Source organism: Sphingobium limneticum, assembly GCF_008710155.1.
Classification (GTDB): Bacteria; Pseudomonadota; Alphaproteobacteria; order Sphingomonadales; family Sphingomonadaceae; genus Sphingobium; species Sphingobium limneticum.
Window position 1 is genome coordinate 37262 of the sequence record NZ_VYPZ01000013.1, and the last position, 17918, is coordinate 55179.

Consider the following 17918-nt stretch of genomic DNA (forward strand, 5'->3'; position numbering starts at 1 on the left):
GGAGAGGAGGCCTCCGGCTTGTTGATCCGGTGATGGGCACCGGACGATACGATGGAGGCCTACAATGCGCACCTCAGCCGCTGCTCTCGAACTCGATTTCACCGAACCATCCATTACCGCTGCGAACGCGGTCTATGCCGAGCTGCGCAAAGGCGACGGCGTGGACCGGTCTGGCCTGCTCCGGGCGATGGAAACCGCCTATCGCTCAACCGCTGTCGATGGGCATTGGTCACTCCGCGACGCTTATGATGTGCTCGAGCTGGCCCAGGTTCTGCACCTCGCCACGCTTGACCTGTCGCAAGAGCCTGCCGAGTGCCTTGCGACTCTGACCTCGCTCACCGCATCCCTGCCGACGCATACTGTGCGCAGCGAAGAACAGATCGCGCTCCAGCAATTTTCGACACCGGCCGCAATTGGCTACCTTGCCGCGCTCGCCGTTCGCATCACCACCGCCGATACCGTCCTGGAGCCCTCCGCCGGCACCGGGCTCCTCGCCGTTTTCGCCGCGCGCGCTGGCGCCAAGCTTGTCCTCAACGAGATCGATCCCGCGCGCGCTGCCATGCTCCAGGCAGCATTCCCCGCCGCGCCGGTCAGTCGCTACGATGGGGAACTCATCAACGATCTGCTGCCGCTGTCGATCCGCCCGACCGCCGTGCTCATCAACCCGCCCTTTTCTCGCAGCATCGGTCGACATGCCGACTCGCTTGCGGCGCTCCGCCATTTGCGGGCCGCCCTGAAACGGCTTGATGTCGGCGGGCGCTGCGCCGCTATCCTTCCCGATCGCGTGGATACATCGAGCCGCGCCTGGGCGAAGGCGACCGAGGGCTGTGCGATCACGCTCCACCTCGAACTGCCCGCCAATGCCTATGCCAAACATGGCACCAGCCAGATCGTGAAGCTCATTGTTCTGGAAAAAGGCTTCCAGGATGACGTCGCTATCGTTCGGTGCAACTCACTCCCAGAAGCGCTCGCGACGATCATCGCTTCCGCCACCAGCGTCACGGAAACACCGCGACTCTCCCCAGCGCGCCTTGCACCAACCCGTGCGCGCGCATCCCTGCTTGGCGGTCTTTCGAGCAGGCCCCGGCTTTCGGCCCCGATCGCGACGGCCACCCAGTCTCTCAGCGCGCTTGATATCGGCTACACCGTCTTTGCTGAACCCGTACCAACCGGTGAGGCGGCAGGGGTGTACCTGCCGTACCGGCCGAGCCGCATTGCCATTCCCTGTGCATCCGCGCATCCGACCGCTCTGGTGGAATCGATCGCCATGGGCTCGATTACGGCGCCGCGGCCATCTTACGTTCCGAAGCTGCCGGCCAGTGTGGTCGACGACCGGGTGCTGTCCGACGCTCAGCTCGAAACCCTGATCTACGCCGGTGACGCCTTCGAGCGCGACATCTCCGGCCTGTTCAAGGCGGCCGAGGAAGGGTTGTCGCTCGCGCCGGACCAGGACGGTCGCCCTTACCGGACCGGATTCTTCCTTGGCGACGGCACGGGTGCCGGCAAGGGCCGTCAGGTTGCTGCCATCATCCTCGACCAGTGGCTACGCGGGCGCCGCAAGCACATCTGGATATCCAAAACCGAGACGCTGCTGGAGGATGCACGTCGCGACTGGACCGCGGTCGGCGGTCTCGCGCTCGACATCCAGCATCTCAACCAGTGGAAGCTGGGCACGCCGATCGGCGCGGCTGAGGGTGTGCTCTTCCTCACCTATGCGACGCTCCGCTCCAACCGGGGCGACAAGGGCACTCGCCTTCAGCAGATCCTCGACTGGGTCGGTGATGATTTCGACGGTATGATGGTGTTCGACGAGGCGCACGAAATGGCGGGTGTCGCCGGCGGCGAAGGCCGTTTCGGCACCAAGGACGGCTCCGATCAAGGCATCGCCGGCGTGCGCCTGCAGAACCTGCTGCCCCGCGCCCGCGTCCTCTACGTGTCGGCAACCGGCGCGTCGGACGTCAACAATCTCGCTTATGCCACCCGGCTTGGCCTGTGGGGTCCGACCACCGCCTTCGCCGATCGCCGCGCATTCGTCGACAGTTTGCGGCGTGGCGGGATCGCGGCGATGGAATTGATCGCCCGCGACCTGAAGATGCAGGGCCTCTATGTCGCCAGGGCGCTCAGTTTCGCCGGTGTCGAATATGACATCCTCGAACATCGCCTGACGCCCGATCAGGTCGAGGTCTATGACGCCTATGCCGATGCGTGGGCGATCATCCACGCCAATTTGCGCACCGCGCTCGATGCCACCCGGGTGACGGACAGTTTCTCCAACGACACCTACAACAGCGGCGCGAAGGCTGCGGCACTGTCGATCTTCGAATCCACCAAGCAGCGGTTCTTCGGCCAAATCCTGATCGGCATGAAGCTGCCCTCGCTGATCCCGGCGATTAGAGCAGATCTGGCCCGGGGCGAGAGCGTCGTGATCCAGCTCGTCTCGACGTCCGAGGCGATGCTCAACCGGGCACTGGCCGCGCTGAACGCCGAGGACCGGGCGAATCTGGATATAGAGCTTTCACCCAAAGAGTTCGTCATGTCCTATCTCACGGCCGCCTTTCCCGTCCGTCAGATGAAGACCTTCGTCGACGACACCGGCAAGACGCGCTCCGAGCCTATGTCCGACGAGGAAGGGCGTCCCATCTTCAGCCAGGAAGCGCTCGAAATGCGCGACAATCTCGTCGAGCGGTTCTGCTCCCTGCCGATCGTGGGGTCCGCCCTTGACCATATCATCGGGCACTTCGGGACCGATGCGGTCGCCGAGGTGACGGGACGCAGCCGGCGCATCGTCATCGACGCGCACGGTCGCCAACGAATCGAGAGCCGTTCGCCGCGAACAAACCTTGCCGAGACCGACGGCTTCATGCGGAACGAGAAGAAGATCCTGATCTTCTCCGATGCAGGCGGCACCGGGCGCAGCTATCACGCGAGTCTCACCGCCGAGAACCAGTCGCGCCGCAACCACTATCTGCTCGAACCCGGTTGGCGCGCTGACGCGGCCATCCAGGGCCTCGGCCGCACCCATCGCACGCACCAGGCAACCGCGCCGCTGTTCCGTCCGGTATCGACCGACTGCCGCGGCGAGCGGCGCTTCATCTCGACGATTGCCCGCCGCCTCGATAGCCTTGGTGCCCTGACACGGGGCCAGCGTCAGACAGGCGGCCAAGGTCTGTTCGACCCGCGGGACAATCTCGAAAGCGACTATGCCAAGGAATCCCTCGAAACATGGTTCCGCCTGCTTGCCGACGGTAAACTGCGCTCGACCACACTTGGCGAATTCCAGACCCTGACCGGACTTGAGCTGGAGGGCGAAGGCGGAGGGCTGAAGGAGGAGCTGCCGCCCATCCAGCGCTGGCTCAATCGTATTCTCGCGCTGCGCATCGCGTTGCAGAATGCGATCTTCGATGAATATCTGGGTCTAATCGAGGCCCGGATCGAGGCGGCGCGCGAAGCCGGCACGCTCGATCTCGGCGTTGAAAGCATCAATGCCGAACGCATCACGATCCTTGATCGCACGGTCATCCGGCGCGACCAGACGAGTGGTGCAGAAACCGAGATTCTGCGCCTCGAAACGGAAGAGCGCTACAAGCCGATCCCGCTGGATCGCGCGCTGCGTATCCTGGGCGATGACGCGCGCCCGATCGTCAATCGCAAGTCCGGCAGGGCCGCGATCCGGTGCAGCACCTATTCGCTCACCGATGACGATGGTGAGATCGTTCGCCGCTACGAGCTGGTTCGGCCGACCCGTTCCGAGCGGATGCGGCAGGATTTGCTGCTCGAAACGATGTGGGAAGAGACCAGCGAGGAGGAATTTTCGGCGCTGTGGCAGGCCGAGGTCGAGGAGATGCGGGACAAGACCCGCACCAGCACGCTCTATCTGGTCGCGGGCCTGCTCCTGCCGGTCTGGGATCGCTTGCCCGACGATCATGTTCAGGTCTGGCGCCTGAACACCGATGACGGTCAGTCTTTCCTCGGCCGGATCGTTCCAGCACCGCTGGTATCGAAACTCGCGGACGCCTTCGGGATCAACGCCGCCATCACCGTGTCAGGCGACGATACCGCAAAGCATGTGATGACGACCGGCGAGATATCGTCCGTCGGAGCCTACCGGCTCAAGCGCAGCCTGGTCGCCGGGCAGCAGCGCCTCGAACTGCTCGATTGGCCACACACGCGGCTTGCCGAACTCAAGGCGGCCGGCTGTTTCACTGACATCATTCAGCACAGAACGCGGATGTTCGTCCCAGTCGCGACTGCCGCTGCCGTCATCGAGCGCATCACCGCCTGACGATCCAGGGCCTCTCTCCGCGCTCAGCGCAGGAGAGGGGAGGGGGCCTTCGGCTTTGTGGGCCTGATGAGCAGGCTCGCGTGACCGTCGCGGCGGCGCGCCAGTTCCAGATGGAGACAAAAGATGATCCAGTCCGTCAAGGTCAAGAACCTCTCGCTGTCGAAGGACAATGTCCGCAAATCGAGCCGTGAGGCCTGTATCGACGCCCTCGCTGCCAGCATCGCAACGCAAGGCTTGTTGCAGAACCTGATCGTTACCCCGCTCAAGAAAGCGGGCCATTTCACCGTCAAGGCGGGCGGGCGCCGGCTGCGCGCACTCCAGAGCCTGATCGAGCAGGGCATTCTGCCGGTCGACCATGTCGTGCCCGTCCTCGTCCTTACCGACGACGACAACTCGGTCGAGGCGAGCCTCACCGAGAATTTCCAGCGCGTTCCGATGAACCCGGCGGATGAAAGCACCGCGTTCAACTTCCTCATCCAGAAGGGGATGACCGCCGAGGACGTTGCCAAGCGACAGGGCGTCACCACCCGCTTCGTCGAGCAGCGGGTGCGGCTTGCCGAGCTTGCACCAAGCGTGTTCCAGGCTCTCGCCGCCGGCGAAATCACCCTGGGGGTCGCTCAGGCCTATGCCGTGACGAGCGACATCGATCGTCAGGCTCGCGTGTTCGCACAGATGAGTACCTCCTATTATGGCGATCAGCCCGACAACATCCGGCGTGCGATCCTCAACGGGACGATTAAGGCGAACGATGCCAAGGCGCGGTTCATCGGTCGCGATGCCTATGTCGCCGCAGGCGGCCGCATCGAGGGTGATCTCTTTGCCGCCGAGGGGGACGAGAACTGGATCGACGTCGATCTTCTTGAAGATCTTGCCGGCAAAAAGCTGGAGGCGGCCGCCGCCGAACTCGCACAGGCCGAGGGCCTTGCTTTCGTGACGCCGATTGCGGCCACCCACGTTCCCTACGATCTCGAGCGTCAGCTTCATGAGTTTCACGCGCCCGCGCGGCCGCTCAGCGAAGCGGAAAGCGCGCGTGTCGAAGCGCTTTCTGCCGAGAATGATCAACTCGTCGAGCAGCTTGAGGGCGAACTGATCGACGGGACGCCGGAAGCCGAGGTCGCGAACGATCGTCTCGACGAAATCGAACGGGAGCTTGAAAGCATCGAGGAATCCCGTCGCGAGATCGATCCGGCGGTCCGGGCGCAGATCGGGACGTTTGTCTACATCGGCGGTGATGGCGAAGCTCGCGTTCACACCCGCATGTTCAGCGAGAAGCCCGTTGTCGATCCGAATGCTCCGCCCAAGGTGACGGGCGGTGGCAATGGTGACGACGGCGCCGGCGACATCGATCATGGACCCAAACTCAGCGCTACGCTGATTGACGAGCTGGCGACCCAGCGCCGGCAGATCCTCGTCGCTCACATCGCCAGTGATCCGGCGATGGCGCTGGACCTCACCATCTTCCTGATGGCGCAGAATGTCGTCTTCGAGCAGAACTACGTCCGCAACCACTCGACGCTCAAGTCCAGCGGTGCGCAATTCCCGATCTTCGGCTTCCGCGACGAAGGATCGATGGCGTCGCAGGCCATCGAGGATCAGCGCCAGCGTCTCGATACGAGCTGGGCCGGTCATAAGACCATGTCCGAACGTTTCGATGCCTTTCGTGCGCTCGACGACGAGGCCCGCGGCAATTGGGTGGCCTTCTCGATCGCACGCACGCTGGAGCCGAGCCTGAATATTGCCGAGGGCGGACGGTCCAACGCGTTCCATGACCATCTTGGTCGCGCGCTCGACATTCAGGTCGAGCATTGGTGGCGCCCCACCGCCGAAAACTTCTTCGGTCGCGTCAAAAAAGACGTCATGCTCGACGCGCTCGAGGCCATCGGCGGGCCGATCCTGCGCGGGCGATACAAGGACGCCAAGAAGGGCGACCTTGCCGCAACCTGCGCCTCGCTCTGCAACGGACAGGGGATCGTCGAGGCGGAAGTCCGCGAAAAGGCGGCCGCCTGGCTGCCAGATGCCATGCGCTTCGACGCCATCGAAAAGCCCGAGACCATCGCGCTGCGCTCGACCTTCATCGACGAGGACGATGATGTCGATCCCGGCGATGATGGTGACGAGGAGTCTGACCCTGATGACGCGACGCACGACGGACAGGAGGATTTGAGCGAGGCGGCCTGACACCTGCTTGCACGGTTCGAGGCGACTGGGGGCGGCACTCTTCGCGGAGTGTCGCCCCTCTTTTTGTGCCCCGACGGCAGGCTTTCTGAGGAGAGGATGCTGGTCCGGGCTCGCCTCTTCCAGATCAGGAGAACTTGCCGTGGCAAAGACCGCCGATAAACCGTCGCCCGCCGACACCATCACAAACGCGATTATCGACAAACTCGAATCCGGCGTACGCCCTTGGGTGAAGCCGTGGCGACCTGGTCTTGGCGGCCGTCCGCTTCGCGCGACCGGCGACCCGTATAAGGGCATTAATTGCTTCTGGCTGTGGCTCTGCGCGGAAGGCGCTGGCTACCATTCGCGCACCTGGATGACGTATAAACAGTCACAGGCGTTGGGCGGACAGGTCCGCGAAGGCGAGCGGTCGCAAATCGCCATCTTCTACAAATCCTACAGCAAGACCGTGGAGTCGCCCGTCACCGGCGATGCCACGGACGAAATGCGCCGCGTGCTGCGATCCTACGCCGTCTTCAATGCCGATCAGATTGAAGGGCTGCCGGAGAAGTTTTATCCATGCCCCGTCAGCGTGGTCGCTCCCGACGACGCGCTACCGGATCGCGCACAGCGCTTCCTCGATGCCCTGCCGGCGACGGTTCACCAGGGCGGCGATCGCGCCTTCTATGACCGCGTTGCCGACAGCATCACTATGCCGCCGGTCGCGTTGTTTTCCACCCGCGCGTATTTCGCTTCGACGTTAGCGCATGAGGCAGGGCATTGGACCGGCCATCCTGACCGGCTCAACCGAGAGTTTGGCAGGAAATTCGGCGACAACGCCTATGCGTTTGAAGAGCTTTGCGCCGAGATGACATCCGCCCTGCTTGGCGCGGATCTTGGCCTCCCGACCGCCCATATCGACGATCATGCAGCATATATCGGCTCGTGGCTTGCGGTGCTGCGAAAGGATGCCCGCGCCATCATGACGGCTGCGGCAAAAGCCGAAGCGGCGGCCGCCTTTCTGCTCCGCGCAACTGGCCTCGCCACGTCGGACGAAGCCCAGGAACAGATCCGTGAAGCGGCATGATCGCGGCGATCGCCTGCCCCGACCCCGGCGCCTACCGCCGGATCGCCGTAGCGTTCCGCCGCCGCAAGGAGGGGGGAGGAGAGGACGCCTCCGGCCTTTTGAGCGCGCCAGAGCGCTCAGAAGGAGGCTCCCATGTTCTACGATACGCTCTACCGCCACAATCAGGCCCTTTCCCCCGCCGGTCTGGACCATCTGCCGGCAGCACTCCACGCCCTCAACGCCGCCGTCGACGACTGTCAGCGTGCTGGCAAGCCAGTCGCCAGCGACGCGGCAACCCTTCTCCTCATCCGCCATCTGGCAGACGTTGCCCTACGCGATGCGCCCAGCGCGGCCGCCCTTCGCCTTCGTTGCGAAGCGGATCGCTTGGCGGTTGACGCCGCACCAGCGCTACTCGAAATTGCCGGAAAGAGCGTCGGCGGAAACTACCACGCCAAACGGACCTTCCACTATCAGGCGCGCCGCGCGCTTACGCGCCTCGCAACGGCAATCGGCCTCGACGCGGACGACACCCGTATCAACACCATCATGGGTGCCGATCACGAAGACGGCACGACGGAGCTGCGCCACGCGGATCTCGCCCTTCGCGTGGTCCCGCGCGGCTTTCTTCCGGACAGCGAGGTCTCGATCAGCCGCTGTCGCGACGGGCAGGAGATCGGCAGGCCCCACCGCGCGCCGATTACCGAATTACTCGACGTGGCCGCGTTCCAGCACCGACTTGCCGGCATCCCCGGCGACATCGGCGCGGCGCGTTTCGCGGCTGCCGCCTGAACCCCGCAATCGCAGGAGATATCTCATGGGTTGGCTCTTCATGCGCGATATGGGTGGCTACGCCACTCCGCGCTCCTATCTCGACAACCAGTTTACCTATGCGCACGCGGACCATTGTCTCACGGTTCTCGCGTCTTCGATGGTCGGTTCGACCTATTACGCGGCGTGCGAACGGATCGAGGCGTCCGGCGGTCGGGCCGTCTTCGCCGTCGTGTGCCTGACCCGGCAAAGCACCGGCGCGCGCGACGGCTGCACGTTCGGCTACAAAGATATGACGGAAACGATGGGTCCGTGCGAAAGTGACTGCCCTGCTGCCATTCTCGATGAATTGACCGAGACCGACAGCACCTACGCCTCCGAATGGCGCGCACGCTGCCGTGCCAACCTTTTTCGCCGCAAGCTAGAACGCGCGAAGCCGGTCCCGAAGCCGGGACAGACCATCGTCTTCGACGAACCCATTCGTTTCAATGACGGCGAGGATCGCAACCGCTTCACGGTCATTGCCAATCCGAAGGGCAAGGCCCCGCTATTTCGCGATCCCATAACCGGCGCCGTGTGCCGGATTGCAAAGTTCAGGACGCGCGCGTACCGGCTTATCAACCCGGCCATTGTCCCGAAGGACACGACCGATGGTTGAGCGCGCGCCGGTGATCGCGGCCTGGGGCGCGGGCGTCGATTCTACCGCCATGATCATCGAGCTCGTCGAACGAGGCGAGCCGATCGATATGGTGTTGTTCGCCGATACCGGTTCCGAGAAGACCGATACCTACGCCTTCATCCCGGTCTTTCGTCGTTGGATGGATCGTCACGATGTCGCGTCCGAAGTCGTCCGCTACGAACCACGAAATTTCAAGCATTGGCCGCCCTATGATAGCTTGGGCACCAACATGCTGACCAACGCCACCCTGCCGTCCAAGGCATTTGGGCGGGGGTCTTGCTCGCTCAAATGGAAGGTGGCGCCGCAGGACAAATGGACGGCGCAATGGGCACCCGCGATACGGTGCTGGGGAGAAGGCGGACGTGTCGTCAAACTGATCGGCTATGACTGTTCCAGTGCCGATCAGCGTCGCTACGCGCATGCCGAGGGATATGCCGACCCACGCTATGACTATCGTTATCCCCTTCGCGAACTGGGCTGGACCCGGGCGGATTGCATTGCACGCATTGAGCGTGCGGGCCTGCCTGTACCGCCCAAATCCTCCTGTTTCTTCTGTCCCGCGATGCGGCCGCACGAAGTGGATGCGCTCTCTAAGGATGAACTGCGCACCATCGTTCTGATGGAGGCTCGCGCAAAACCTCGCTTGCGCACGATCGATGGCCTCTGGCGCAAGCCCGTTGTCGGGCGAGGCGGGGCGACACCGAGACCGGGCAATATCACCGCCTATATCCGTCAGCACGGCCTTCTCTCGCCGAGCGAAGTTGATCGGATCGTGGCGGATGCACCGCTCGCGCTCGTCGCGTTCCAGGCGGCGCAAGCCTGCAAGCCCGTCGAGCAGCGCATGTCGATGGCGCGCTGGCTCGACGCATTCCACCGTGGTCAGTCCACAGGCTGACCCCCCTCACTAGCTACGGAGACTCTCATGGCCGATCGCGCTTCTGTCGCGATCCGCATTGGCGGATCGCTGTCCCCTGAACTCCTTCCCGGCTTCTGTGCTGCCGTCGAGAGCGACGGCGCCTTCACGGATTGGGAGGGCACCGCGTTCGACCCGGACGATCTCGATCCGAGCGTTCCCCTGTACCTGGCCGACCATGAGGTTGCCTGGGGCCGGTTCGAAGCGATCGAGACTTTCTGTGTCGATCATGCGCTTGTCTTCGCCCGCTGGGCGGGCGGCGCTTCTGGGGCGTTTGGCCCGGAGCGGGTGGTCTTTGACGGCACGACCGTTCGGAGTTTCAGCGCCTCGGACGATGACGAGATCCTAATCTCGGCGGAAACGGTGCGCGGTCTCGGCAGCTACGCGGCGGTGCTCTCGCATCTCGCGGCGGCGGATTTGGAGATACCCCCGTTCCGGATCGACGGCGCAGGCTGAGGACAAAGCGAAAACCGGTCTGTGACGACACCTCCCCGCCAGAGGATGCTGCATATGGGCGCCCGCGAGGCGCTGGCAACCCGCGAACGGCGGGCCGAGTTGCCGTGTGCCACGGCTGCCCGCACCACCCCTTGTTCGCGAGTTTCCCTCGGCTGTGCCTCGGTGCCAGCCCCTCTTTTGCGAGCGCCCGGAGGATGCGCATCCGGCGGAGAGGCCGCCGGCACAGACAGAAAGGCTCGCTATCATGTCCACATCGCTTGCAGCCGCACTCGCGGCACTGGAGCTAGGGCACCTCGAACCCCGCGCTGAAGACCTCAGTGGCATGGCGCCGCCACCAACCGAGGCGCTGGAGCAGACCGTTACCGCAATCTGGAGCGATCTCTTCACAACGATGAGCAACACATCGATCGAGCGTGACATCGAAGATCTGGGCTGGGGGCTGGTGAACCTCTTCCACCGCGCCGCCGCCAAGAAACACGGGCTGGTCGACCGGTTGACCGACGACATTCGCTTGCTCCTCGCCGAACAGGACGGCTCCGAAATCAGCACGGCCAATCTGGAGGAAAAGATCGATCTCGCCAAGAAGGTCGAGGAATCCGCGGGTGCCTTCGAAATCATGCGCGATGTCGCCGCCGCGCACTATATCCGGGAAACCGGGAGATCGTGGGTGCCATCGTCCGGCAACCGCATTTCGCTCGGTGTCACCGCCGGGATCGTCGATGGCCACGCCTTCTTGCGGGCGCGCCGCGAGCGGGCTTTGAACGCCAACACCGCGCAGGGTACGCCCGTTGTGTTCGCCGGTGGCCGCCTCACCTTCGCCAACGATTTGGATATGAAGACGTTCGCCGACAACCTGCTGGCGACACTCAACAAGGTTCGCGCCCATGTCGGCGACATGTATCTCGTACACGGCGGCGATATGAAGGGTATCGAACGGCTTGCAGCGTCCTGGGCCGAGCAGAATGGCATCCAGCAGGTGCGGTTCGGTCTCGATCGCAAGCTCGGAGATCGCGCCGGCTTCCGTCGCAACGAGCAGATGCTCTCGCTCAAGCCGAGATTCGTGATTGCCTTCCAGGGCAATGGCGTGACGGAGCGGCTTGTCATCGAAGCCAAGGCTCGGGGACTCCGGGTCGTTGATCGTCGCGGCCCATTGGGAAGCCCTCCTTCAGCTGCTCGTCGCGGTGCGGGCTGAAGCCGCGGGCCGCCGGTTTGCCGGCGGCCCTTTTTTGGCTCTGCTTACGGTTGTCCCATCGGAATTCCCGCCAGCGAGAGGGGAGGGTGCCGAGGCGTGTTGGTTTGGCTGAATAGCGCCGGAATCCGTCGGCCGTGTCCGCAGCGTGGATCCATTTCAGTGTCCACCAGCCATCCGCGTTGCTCACGCCGCGCCGGCCGGCGCCTTGCCACAAATGAGAGAGAGATGATGATGCGCGATTTGCATGATGAGGAACTGCGCGCTTTGCTTGCGTTCCGACAGCGCCATGGTCGCTGCTGGAAGGCGGCGTTGCTGCTGCGCTGGTCGGCCGGCACCGACACCGATGAACCCGGTTCGGCGCATTTGCGCCATCTGCGCAATATCGGAGGACCGCGCTGGCTGATCGGGCTATCGGCCGCCACGCTCGATGACGCTGCGCGGCGTTTCGCCGGAAATGTCGATCCGGTGCTGATCGACATTTTCATGGAGAATGCCACGGGCTTTGCCCGCGGCGCGTCGGCAAGCGTCGGGATCGCTCCGGCGAGTGCTGCACATTCGCTGGCCATCGCGATCGAACTCAGCCTCAAAGCCTTTCTGATGAAGGCGGGCTATGCCGACGACTGGAACCGTGTCCATATTCGGCATGACCTCGAAAAGGCCCTGGCGCTTGCGACGGAAGCAGGCCTGTCCGGCCTGCCTCTGGAATTGCCGGATCTCACAGCGATCCTTTCGCCGGCCTATAGTCACCACGAGATCGACGCGTTGTTCCGGGTCGGGGCGTCACCCTTCGATGTGGCCGACGCCTGTCGCTGCGTCGACCGTCTCCTTGCCGTGATCCGGGTGCAGATCGCGTAACCGGTCCCGCAAGATCATCCGTGCGCGCACCACTCGAAAGGGATTTGCCAACCCGATTGAAGCCAGAGACGGTTTTCCGACTAAACCCGCCGGACGGCCATCATGTCTTCTTGTCGTAGGGGCCGCCGCTGCTTCGCTGCGAACGACAAGTCGAACTGGAAAATGGGCTGACCAACGGTGGTGGGGCTATCGGGCGTAGATTGCTGCGGTGATAGGGCAATGCTTCTGCAGCGGTTCCTGGGTTCATAGAACCAAAGCCACCATCCCTTCTTTTTGACCTGATCCCTAAGTCGGTCGTTCGGTGCTTCCAACCCGCTCCCCTTCGGGCCGAGTTGCCGTGTGCCACGGCTGCCCGCACCACCCCTTGTGTCGGGGTTCCCCTACGCCGCTTGCGCGCTCCAGTGGAAGCACCGCCCATGCCCGCCTTTTGCGGGGGTCAGTCGAAGGGACGGTCCCTTTGGCACCCAAAAAAGGAACTTCGACATGCAGAACCTCGTCATCCTCGCCGGCAATGTCGGCGCCACGCCGGAAGCCCGCACCACCCAGGGCGGCACCAAGATCACCCACTTCAGCCTTGCGACCTCGCGGCCCAAGCGAGACAGCAACGGCAAGATCGTCAAGGACGACAATGGCCGCCGGATCGAAGATACCGAATGGCACCGGATCACCTGCTTCAACGGCGTCGGCAAGACCGTCGAGCAATATGTCGACAAGGGGATGAAGGTGATGGTGCGCGGTCGCATCCACTACACCCGCTGGACCGACAACGAGAATATCGAGCGGTACGGCGTCGAGATCATCGCCGACGAGGTGACCTTCCTCACCCGCGCCAAGCCCGCCAGTGGCGACCAGGGCGGCAATGACAGCTCGGTGGATGACGACGAAATTCCCTTCTGAGACCGGCAAAGGCCCGGCGGCTCACGCCGCCGGGCCTTTTGCTGTTTTTCTGTAGCCGGTTCGGGATCGAGGAAAGTTCGGGAAATGGATCTGAACGAGCGCGGCTAGGATATTGCTCTTCCGCGTCCTCTCAGCGGCAGTGGCCCGCCGCATAGCGGCTCCATCGCAGCACCGTGCCACTCGCAATCATGGCGCAGCTTAAATCGCTGATCGCTGGCGCGGCGCACCAGGCACCGGTGCGATCCCCTTTCGCATTGCCAGTCGATCGGCATTGGAGTCTTGGACCTGTGACAAGGATATGGCCTGTGGCGCTGCGCCCCTTCGCGCCGCCCAGCAACCGCACCAGCGTGTCGCGCGCGACAATCCCGCTGGCGCGCGGGCAGGGGTGTCCCGTGCGGCACGAGCCATCGATCTCCCGCGCCGCTATCCCAGCGAGCCGGATCCGTGGTCCCTCGCGACACCAGATCGGGCCATCGCCGTCCCAAACCCTGATCGGTGTGCAGGTGAACGACTGGCCGCCCTGCACGACCGCGACGGCAAGCAGAAATACAGCGAGCATCAGCGCTCAACCCGGACAGGGGTGTAAGTCATGCTTCAGGGAAGAGCGGCAATGTATCCGACCTCGTGGCGGGCTCGTCGGCGAGGATGTCGTAGCAGCGCAACCGCATTGCCAGGTGTCGCGCCAACTCCGCCGTTGCACGGCGTCGTGCAACGGTATCGCCACACCCAATATCGGTGACGAGGGCCGGTTGGGCCGTGGCGAGCGACACCTCGAGGTGGAGGGCCAGACTGTCTTCATCGACTCGGAGCATGGCTGCAGAATAGAACAAAGGAAGAACATTTATCAAGTGTCGAGATCCAGCGAGCCATCCATTATTGCTTGGGTGACGCCAGCCAAGACTGGACATCGCCCAGCGTCCCCAACAGCGTGCTGATCGCCAAGCCCTTCGCGATCAGCCGTAGAGCCGGTCATCCCACCAGATTGGTTCGGACAGCTCGAAGCTGATTGCTTGCGCGTCGGGGTGTCCGGGATTGATCAGGATGTTGCGTTCCACCCGCGCCGGGATCGACGGCACCAGCAACAGCGCCGAGCGCCCTGCCGCGAACCACGCCTCGCCAAAGGCCTTGCAGATATCTTCGCGCTTGCCGTCCCACCCGGGGAATTTCGCGGTTGGGAAGACTTCGTAGCTGACGCCGTTGGGGATCGTGATGCGGATATAATGCTGGTTGGGCGGCATCACCGTGTTCGCGTGGACGAGCTTTTCGAGCATAGCCGTCGAATAATGTTCTGACGTGTAGATGATCGGGCTGGCCGCGGTGTTCCACCGTCCCGGATAGAGCCGTGCGCCCTCGCTGTCATAGATCGGATGCGCGCCATCGGGATCGCCGATCCGGAAACAGGTCAGCACGCGGTCGGTGATCTGGGCGCTCACGCCCCGCCGCCATACGCCGCCCGTCCCAGCAGGTTGATGACGACATCGGCTCCCGGACCCGTCGCCAGCGCCACATCGAGCGGCGCTTTGTTGTCGAGCATAGGATGCGCGCGGCCGAGAAAGTCGCGGACCTTGGCGGGATCCTTATAGATATCGAGCGCGAAGCTGAACACCTTGGCGATCCGCGCCAGCTTGTCGCCTTCCTCGCTGGTCAGGCGCTTGGACGCCGATTTCTTGCGGCGATCAAGCGTCGCCTTGGAAATCAGGCGGAACTTGAAGCGGCTGTCATTGGGCGCGACGGTGTCGGCGAGATGGTCGAGTGCGCCGACCGGCAGGCCTTCGAGAATCGAATAGCTCAGCCCCAGGCGCGTGTCGCCCTTCCGGGGCGCAACCCCAAGCAGGGTCTCGATCGTCACGGGCTGGCTCGCCATCTGCTGCTCCTGTATCATCTGATGCAGATATATGTCTCACATGAGGCAAACACAAGCAACGGTGATATCAGCCCGGTGGGGCCATGACTTCTTCTGGCCGGCAGCTTCACCCCGCTCTTTGAGGCGCAATCCTTGGTCCGGCGGGCGGCCTAATGCGATCAACCCGTAAAGGGTCCGGTCGCTTCGCTACGGCTTTTGGCCTGCGGCAAAAAGTGATCGCGGCCACCCACCGAACACTTCGGGCGCCAGTCGAGCGGGGATGAACCCGCCGGCTTTCAAGGAGCCTCGACATGTTCACCGACATCAAGATCGCCCGCCTCAATGCGCTCGGCCTCTCCAAGACCCTCATGATCGCGACGATGGTCATCGGGATCGGCAACCAGTTCGCCGTCATCACCGCCGACGACTTTGACGGCGACCTGGTCGTCATCAACGAATATGATCCGTTCGCGTGACACTTGCCGGGAGCCCCAGGGCTCCCGGCTCTGTCCAACATCAACGGGCATCGCGCGCTGTTTGCGCTCTCGAGCAACCGATGATCAACATGCGCGCGATACAAAGTTGGGATGAATGCCGAAACAAAGATTCTACCCCAAAGTGATGACGCATTGTGGAGCCGGGTGGTCCATGATGTGAACGCATGGCGCGGGGCCTGTCTGCAGTGTTTCTCCGCGGCCGAGGCTGGCGTGACCGAAACCTTGCTATCTTTGAGCACGGTGCCGGAGAAAGGTGCGGCCGTCCGTCTGCGCCATCTGACCGGGCAGCGGTTCGACGATATCGCGGCGGTCCTTGGTACGGAAGGGGCCTTTGCCGCTGAGGGAAAAGCGGCGTTCAAAGCGATTGAGGCTTTTCGTGCCCATGAGCGCCTTCGAACATTTCTGGCGCATGGGGTGGCAAAGATTGCGGTTGAGCGCACGGACAAGTGGATCGTGGTTTACCGTCAGGTCTCTATCCGTGCGCGGCAGCCCGAACGCACCATGCTTCTGGTCGAGGAAGCGGAAGGCCTTGAGATGCTCGCTGATATACGGCGGAAAAGCCAACAGCTCTGCTCAATTCTGGCAAACCTGCGCCACCAACTGGTGAAATAGACGCAGCACGCATCGCATATCGGAATGAAGCGAGGGCGTCGGCGGCTCCGGTTGCACCGGACCGGGCTCTAGGCTTGCGCCCCGAGCCCCGTGCCGGGTCTCGGCCCATGCGGGTAACGATCCCTGCCGTGGTCGCACAGTCAACAGCGCTCGGTTACGAGCGGCGCTGCGCCGTCGCTGCAAGGGGCTGGTCGACCAAGCGCAAGATGGGCTGGCGGGCATAGGCTCAGCCCGTCGCGGAGCGCCGCATCGTCGACCAGGATGCGCCACGGTCCACCATAGCGCCGGGCGGCCAGGTAGAAGATCGCGCCATCACACGCCACCATGCGGCATCGCTCCTGGCGATCGATCAACGACGCATTCCCGCCATAGCGGGCGACCAGCTCGTCGAGATCGGCGCGCATCAGGGCACCGCAGCGGCGGCACTGGGTGCGAACCTGGATCTGCAGCTTTTGCATTCCGCCGACGCTCGATGTCCAGCGTGGCCATAGGGCAATGATCCGGGCGGTGTCTGTCATGATCGCAAGGATAGCGAATCCCTCGCTCGCGCGTCCAGCAGCACGTCTGAAAAGTCGGCCATGCCGTTCCTTATTCCCTCTGACCGCCGCATCGACGTTCCCTTCCTGGCTTGGCGTCCTCGCCGCGACACTTGCCAGCGCAAGCCCGGTGCCGGGCTTCTCCACATCCGTTGCGACCCTGTCGGGTGCGCGGGCGCGCTATGCCCCGGCGGTCCGGTCGCCTGTCGGAAGGCCCCGATCGGCGGGGTCTGACACAGCTTGGAAAGTCGAACGTCATGGCCGACCCCCAGAATGACAAAGTCCTATCCGCAGACCTGCGCGTTGCGACCATCGCGCGCCTCAATGATGCCTTGCGCCAGTCCATCCATAGCCCACGCGTCAACCAGGTGGTCATGACCGCCGGCGTCGCCGACCTGATCGGCGATACCAGCCTGTTTCGCGGGTTCCAGCGCCGCGCTGAACTGCTGCGCACGGTGCGCGACTATGACGCCTTTGGTCCCGACGTCGATCCGCATGGGGAGCGTGATTTCGGGCGCTTCGAGTTCGCGGGCGAGGCCCTCTATTGGAAGATCGATTACTATGATCGCGCGCTGACATACGGATCGGCTGATCCGGCAGACCCCGACGTCACCACCCGCGTGCTGACGCTGCTTCTCACCCACGAATATTGAGCTATCATGGCCCCGACCCTGTCGGGGCCACCTTTTTACGGAAAGGATTTGCCGGTGCCGCCCGCGCGGATCGCTTTGCGTCACCCGGTTGCGCCCGGCGTCGGCCTGACCAGATTTCCCATCCCTCGCGAGCGACCCCGGCCAGATCCCCCTGACCGGGGGGATAGCCGAAAAGTCTGCTTGAGCAGACTGTCTGCGGTGCCGCCCGGACGTCCCATCGGGCCTTGCTCCCTGCGATGTGAGGGGAGGCTGCGCGGCGAGAGCGTCCGCGTCTTGCTGCGCGGTGAGGGGACCGATCGGTTTCCTGCAACAAGCCAAGGAGACCCGCTATGGCCGATTATTTTTCCCGTCATCCAGACCATGCGTTTCTGTTCGCATTCGTCTGCTTCGCGATCACCGTTTACCTGTTTCGCTATGTCGGCCCGGGGATCGGCGGCGGTGGCGACTGGTCGTCGCGCGATCATTATGAGCGCAACCTGCGCGATGGTCCCCAAGACTATGAATCGTAAGGGTCC

At 63.6% G+C, this 17918-nt stretch carries 19 protein-coding genes; 14 read left to right on the top strand and 5 right to left on the bottom strand.

Features of this window, described 5'->3' with window-relative positions:
• Window positions 1-64: 64 nt before the first annotated feature.
• From F4U94_RS15440 to F4U94_RS15485, 10 genes are all read left to right on the top strand, one after another.
• Window positions 65-4282 carry a strawberry notch-like NTP hydrolase domain-containing protein gene (locus tag F4U94_RS15440; protein WP_150411973.1) on the top strand — a complete coding sequence of 1406 codons (4218 nt, stop codon included), beginning with the start codon at window positions 65-67 and terminating at the stop codon, window positions 4280-4282.
• A 123-nt stretch (window positions 4283-4405) separates the two neighbouring features.
• Window positions 4406-6460 carry a ParB/RepB/Spo0J family partition protein gene (locus tag F4U94_RS15445; protein ID WP_150411974.1) on the top strand — a complete coding sequence of 685 codons (2055 nt, stop codon included), beginning with the start codon at window positions 4406-4408 and terminating at the stop codon, window positions 6458-6460.
• Window positions 6461-6599: 139 nt separating this feature from the next.
• Window positions 6600-7523, top strand: coding sequence for an ArdC family protein (locus F4U94_RS15450; protein WP_150411975.1), 924 nt, complete (start codon window positions 6600-6602; stop codon window positions 7521-7523).
• 132 nt (window positions 7524-7655) lie between these two features.
• Complete coding sequence (locus tag F4U94_RS15455; RefSeq protein WP_150411976.1) at window positions 7656-8291, top strand: hypothetical protein; 636 nt, start codon at window positions 7656-7658, stop codon at window positions 8289-8291.
• 25 nt (window positions 8292-8316) lie between these two features.
• Window positions 8317-8928, top strand: a complete 612-nt coding sequence (locus F4U94_RS15460; protein WP_150411977.1) for a DUF6927 domain-containing protein — start codon at window positions 8317-8319, stop codon at window positions 8926-8928.
• A complete protein-coding gene (locus F4U94_RS15465) occupies window positions 8921-9844 on the top strand; it encodes a hypothetical protein (RefSeq protein WP_150411978.1) in 924 nt (307 codons plus the stop codon). The genes F4U94_RS15460 and F4U94_RS15465 overlap by 8 nt, the downstream gene beginning before the upstream one ends.
• A gap of 27 nt (window positions 9845-9871) precedes the next feature.
• The gene (locus F4U94_RS15470) at window positions 9872-10318 is read left to right on the top strand and encodes a hypothetical protein (RefSeq protein ID WP_150411979.1); all 447 of its coding nucleotides are present in this window, start codon (window positions 9872-9874) and stop codon (window positions 10316-10318) included.
• Between the two features lie 244 nt (window positions 10319-10562).
• Window positions 10563-11510: a DUF2493 domain-containing protein gene (locus F4U94_RS15475; RefSeq protein ID WP_011950787.1), complete on the top strand. Its 948-nt coding sequence runs from the start codon at window positions 10563-10565 to the stop codon at window positions 11508-11510.
• Window positions 11511-11735: 225 nt separating this feature from the next.
• Window positions 11736-12365: a hypothetical protein gene (locus F4U94_RS15480; protein ID WP_249042059.1), complete on the top strand. Its 630-nt coding sequence runs from the start codon at window positions 11736-11738 to the stop codon at window positions 12363-12365.
• A gap of 483 nt (window positions 12366-12848) precedes the next feature.
• On the top strand, window positions 12849-13262 hold the full coding sequence (locus F4U94_RS15485; protein ID WP_056366854.1) for a single-stranded DNA-binding protein: 414 nt from the start codon (window positions 12849-12851) through the stop codon (window positions 13260-13262).
• 130 nt (window positions 13263-13392) lie between these two features.
• On the opposite strand, the gene F4U94_RS15490 is transcribed toward F4U94_RS15485, so the two are convergent.
• From F4U94_RS15490 to F4U94_RS15500, 4 genes are all read right to left on the bottom strand, one after another.
• On the bottom strand, window positions 13393-13821 hold the full coding sequence (locus F4U94_RS15490; protein WP_150411980.1) for a thermonuclease family protein: 429 nt from the start codon (window positions 13819-13821) through the stop codon (window positions 13393-13395).
• A gap of 28 nt (window positions 13822-13849) precedes the next feature.
• Complete coding sequence (locus F4U94_RS24775) at window positions 13850-14074, bottom strand: hypothetical protein (protein ID WP_211363302.1); 225 nt, start codon at window positions 14072-14074, stop codon at window positions 13850-13852.
• A 141-nt stretch (window positions 14075-14215) separates the two neighbouring features.
• Entirely contained in the window at window positions 14216-14695 is a 480-nt protein-coding gene (locus F4U94_RS15495; RefSeq protein WP_150411981.1) for an RES family NAD+ phosphorylase, read from the bottom strand.
• Window positions 14692-15126 carry an antitoxin Xre-like helix-turn-helix domain-containing protein gene (locus F4U94_RS15500; RefSeq protein ID WP_150411982.1) on the bottom strand — a complete coding sequence of 145 codons (435 nt, stop codon included), beginning with the start codon at window positions 15124-15126 and terminating at the stop codon, window positions 14692-14694. Before F4U94_RS15500 ends, F4U94_RS15495 begins: the two co-directional genes overlap by 4 nt.
• A 290-nt stretch (window positions 15127-15416) precedes the next feature.
• Here F4U94_RS15500 and F4U94_RS24390 point away from each other — a divergent pair, with 290 nt between their 5' ends.
• Both F4U94_RS24390 and F4U94_RS15505 read left to right on the top strand, forming a co-directional pair.
• Entirely contained in the window at window positions 15417-15581 is a 165-nt protein-coding gene (locus F4U94_RS24390; protein ID WP_170271947.1) for a hypothetical protein, read from the top strand.
• A 111-nt stretch (window positions 15582-15692) separates the two neighbouring features.
• Window positions 15693-16214: a hypothetical protein gene (locus F4U94_RS15505; protein ID WP_150411983.1), complete on the top strand. Its 522-nt coding sequence runs from the start codon at window positions 15693-15695 to the stop codon at window positions 16212-16214.
• Window positions 16215-16354: 140 nt separating this feature from the next.
• Here F4U94_RS15505 and F4U94_RS15510 read toward each other — a convergent pair whose 3' ends face one another.
• Window positions 16355-16732: a hypothetical protein gene (locus F4U94_RS15510; RefSeq protein WP_150411984.1), complete on the bottom strand. Its 378-nt coding sequence runs from the start codon at window positions 16730-16732 to the stop codon at window positions 16355-16357.
• A 275-nt stretch (window positions 16733-17007) separates the two neighbouring features.
• Here F4U94_RS15510 and F4U94_RS15515 point away from each other — a divergent pair, with 275 nt between their 5' ends.
• Together F4U94_RS15515 and F4U94_RS15520 are read left to right on the top strand one after the other, a co-directional pair.
• A complete protein-coding gene (locus tag F4U94_RS15515; protein ID WP_150411985.1) occupies window positions 17008-17403 on the top strand; it encodes a DUF3768 domain-containing protein in 396 nt (131 codons plus the stop codon).
• Between the two features lie 329 nt (window positions 17404-17732).
• Complete coding sequence (locus tag F4U94_RS15520) at window positions 17733-17912, top strand: hypothetical protein (protein ID WP_150411986.1); 180 nt, start codon at window positions 17733-17735, stop codon at window positions 17910-17912.
• Window positions 17913-17918: the final 6 nt, after the last annotated feature.

Coding starts and splice junctions, on each gene's coding strand:
- F4U94_RS15440 (WP_150411973.1), top strand. CDS start 65: ATGCGCACCTCAGCCGCTGCTCTCGAACTCGATTTCACCGAACCATCC.
- F4U94_RS15445 (WP_150411974.1), top strand. CDS start 4,406: ATGATCCAGTCCGTCAAGGTCAAGAACCTCTCGCTGTCGAAGGACAAT.
- F4U94_RS15455 (WP_150411976.1), top strand. CDS start 7,656: ATGTTCTACGATACGCTCTACCGCCACAATCAGGCCCTTTCCCCCGCC.
- F4U94_RS15460 (WP_150411977.1), top strand. CDS start 8,317: ATGGGTTGGCTCTTCATGCGCGATATGGGTGGCTACGCCACTCCGCGC.
- F4U94_RS15465 (WP_150411978.1), top strand. CDS start 8,921: ATGGTTGAGCGCGCGCCGGTGATCGCGGCCTGGGGCGCGGGCGTCGAT.
- F4U94_RS15470 (WP_150411979.1), top strand. CDS start 9,872: ATGGCCGATCGCGCTTCTGTCGCGATCCGCATTGGCGGATCGCTGTCC.
- F4U94_RS15475 (WP_011950787.1), top strand. CDS start 10,563: ATGTCCACATCGCTTGCAGCCGCACTCGCGGCACTGGAGCTAGGGCAC.
- F4U94_RS15480 (WP_249042059.1), top strand. CDS start 11,736: ATGATGATGCGCGATTTGCATGATGAGGAACTGCGCGCTTTGCTTGCG.
- F4U94_RS15485 (WP_056366854.1), top strand. CDS start 12,849: ATGCAGAACCTCGTCATCCTCGCCGGCAATGTCGGCGCCACGCCGGAA.
- F4U94_RS15490 (WP_150411980.1), bottom strand. CDS start 13,821: ATGCTCGCTGTATTTCTGCTTGCCGTCGCGGTCGTGCAGGGCGGCCAG.
- F4U94_RS24775 (WP_211363302.1), bottom strand. CDS start 14,074: ATGCTCCGAGTCGATGAAGACAGTCTGGCCCTCCACCTCGAGGTGTCG.
- F4U94_RS15500 (WP_150411982.1), bottom strand. CDS start 15,126: ATGGCGAGCCAGCCCGTGACGATCGAGACCCTGCTTGGGGTTGCGCCC.
- F4U94_RS24390 (WP_170271947.1), top strand. CDS start 15,417: ATGTTCACCGACATCAAGATCGCCCGCCTCAATGCGCTCGGCCTCTCC.
- F4U94_RS15505 (WP_150411983.1), top strand. CDS start 15,693: ATGAATGCCGAAACAAAGATTCTACCCCAAAGTGATGACGCATTGTGG.
- F4U94_RS15510 (WP_150411984.1), bottom strand. CDS start 16,732: ATGACAGACACCGCCCGGATCATTGCCCTATGGCCACGCTGGACATCG.
- F4U94_RS15515 (WP_150411985.1), top strand. CDS start 17,008: ATGGCCGACCCCCAGAATGACAAAGTCCTATCCGCAGACCTGCGCGTT.
- F4U94_RS15520 (WP_150411986.1), top strand. CDS start 17,733: ATGGCCGATTATTTTTCCCGTCATCCAGACCATGCGTTTCTGTTCGCA.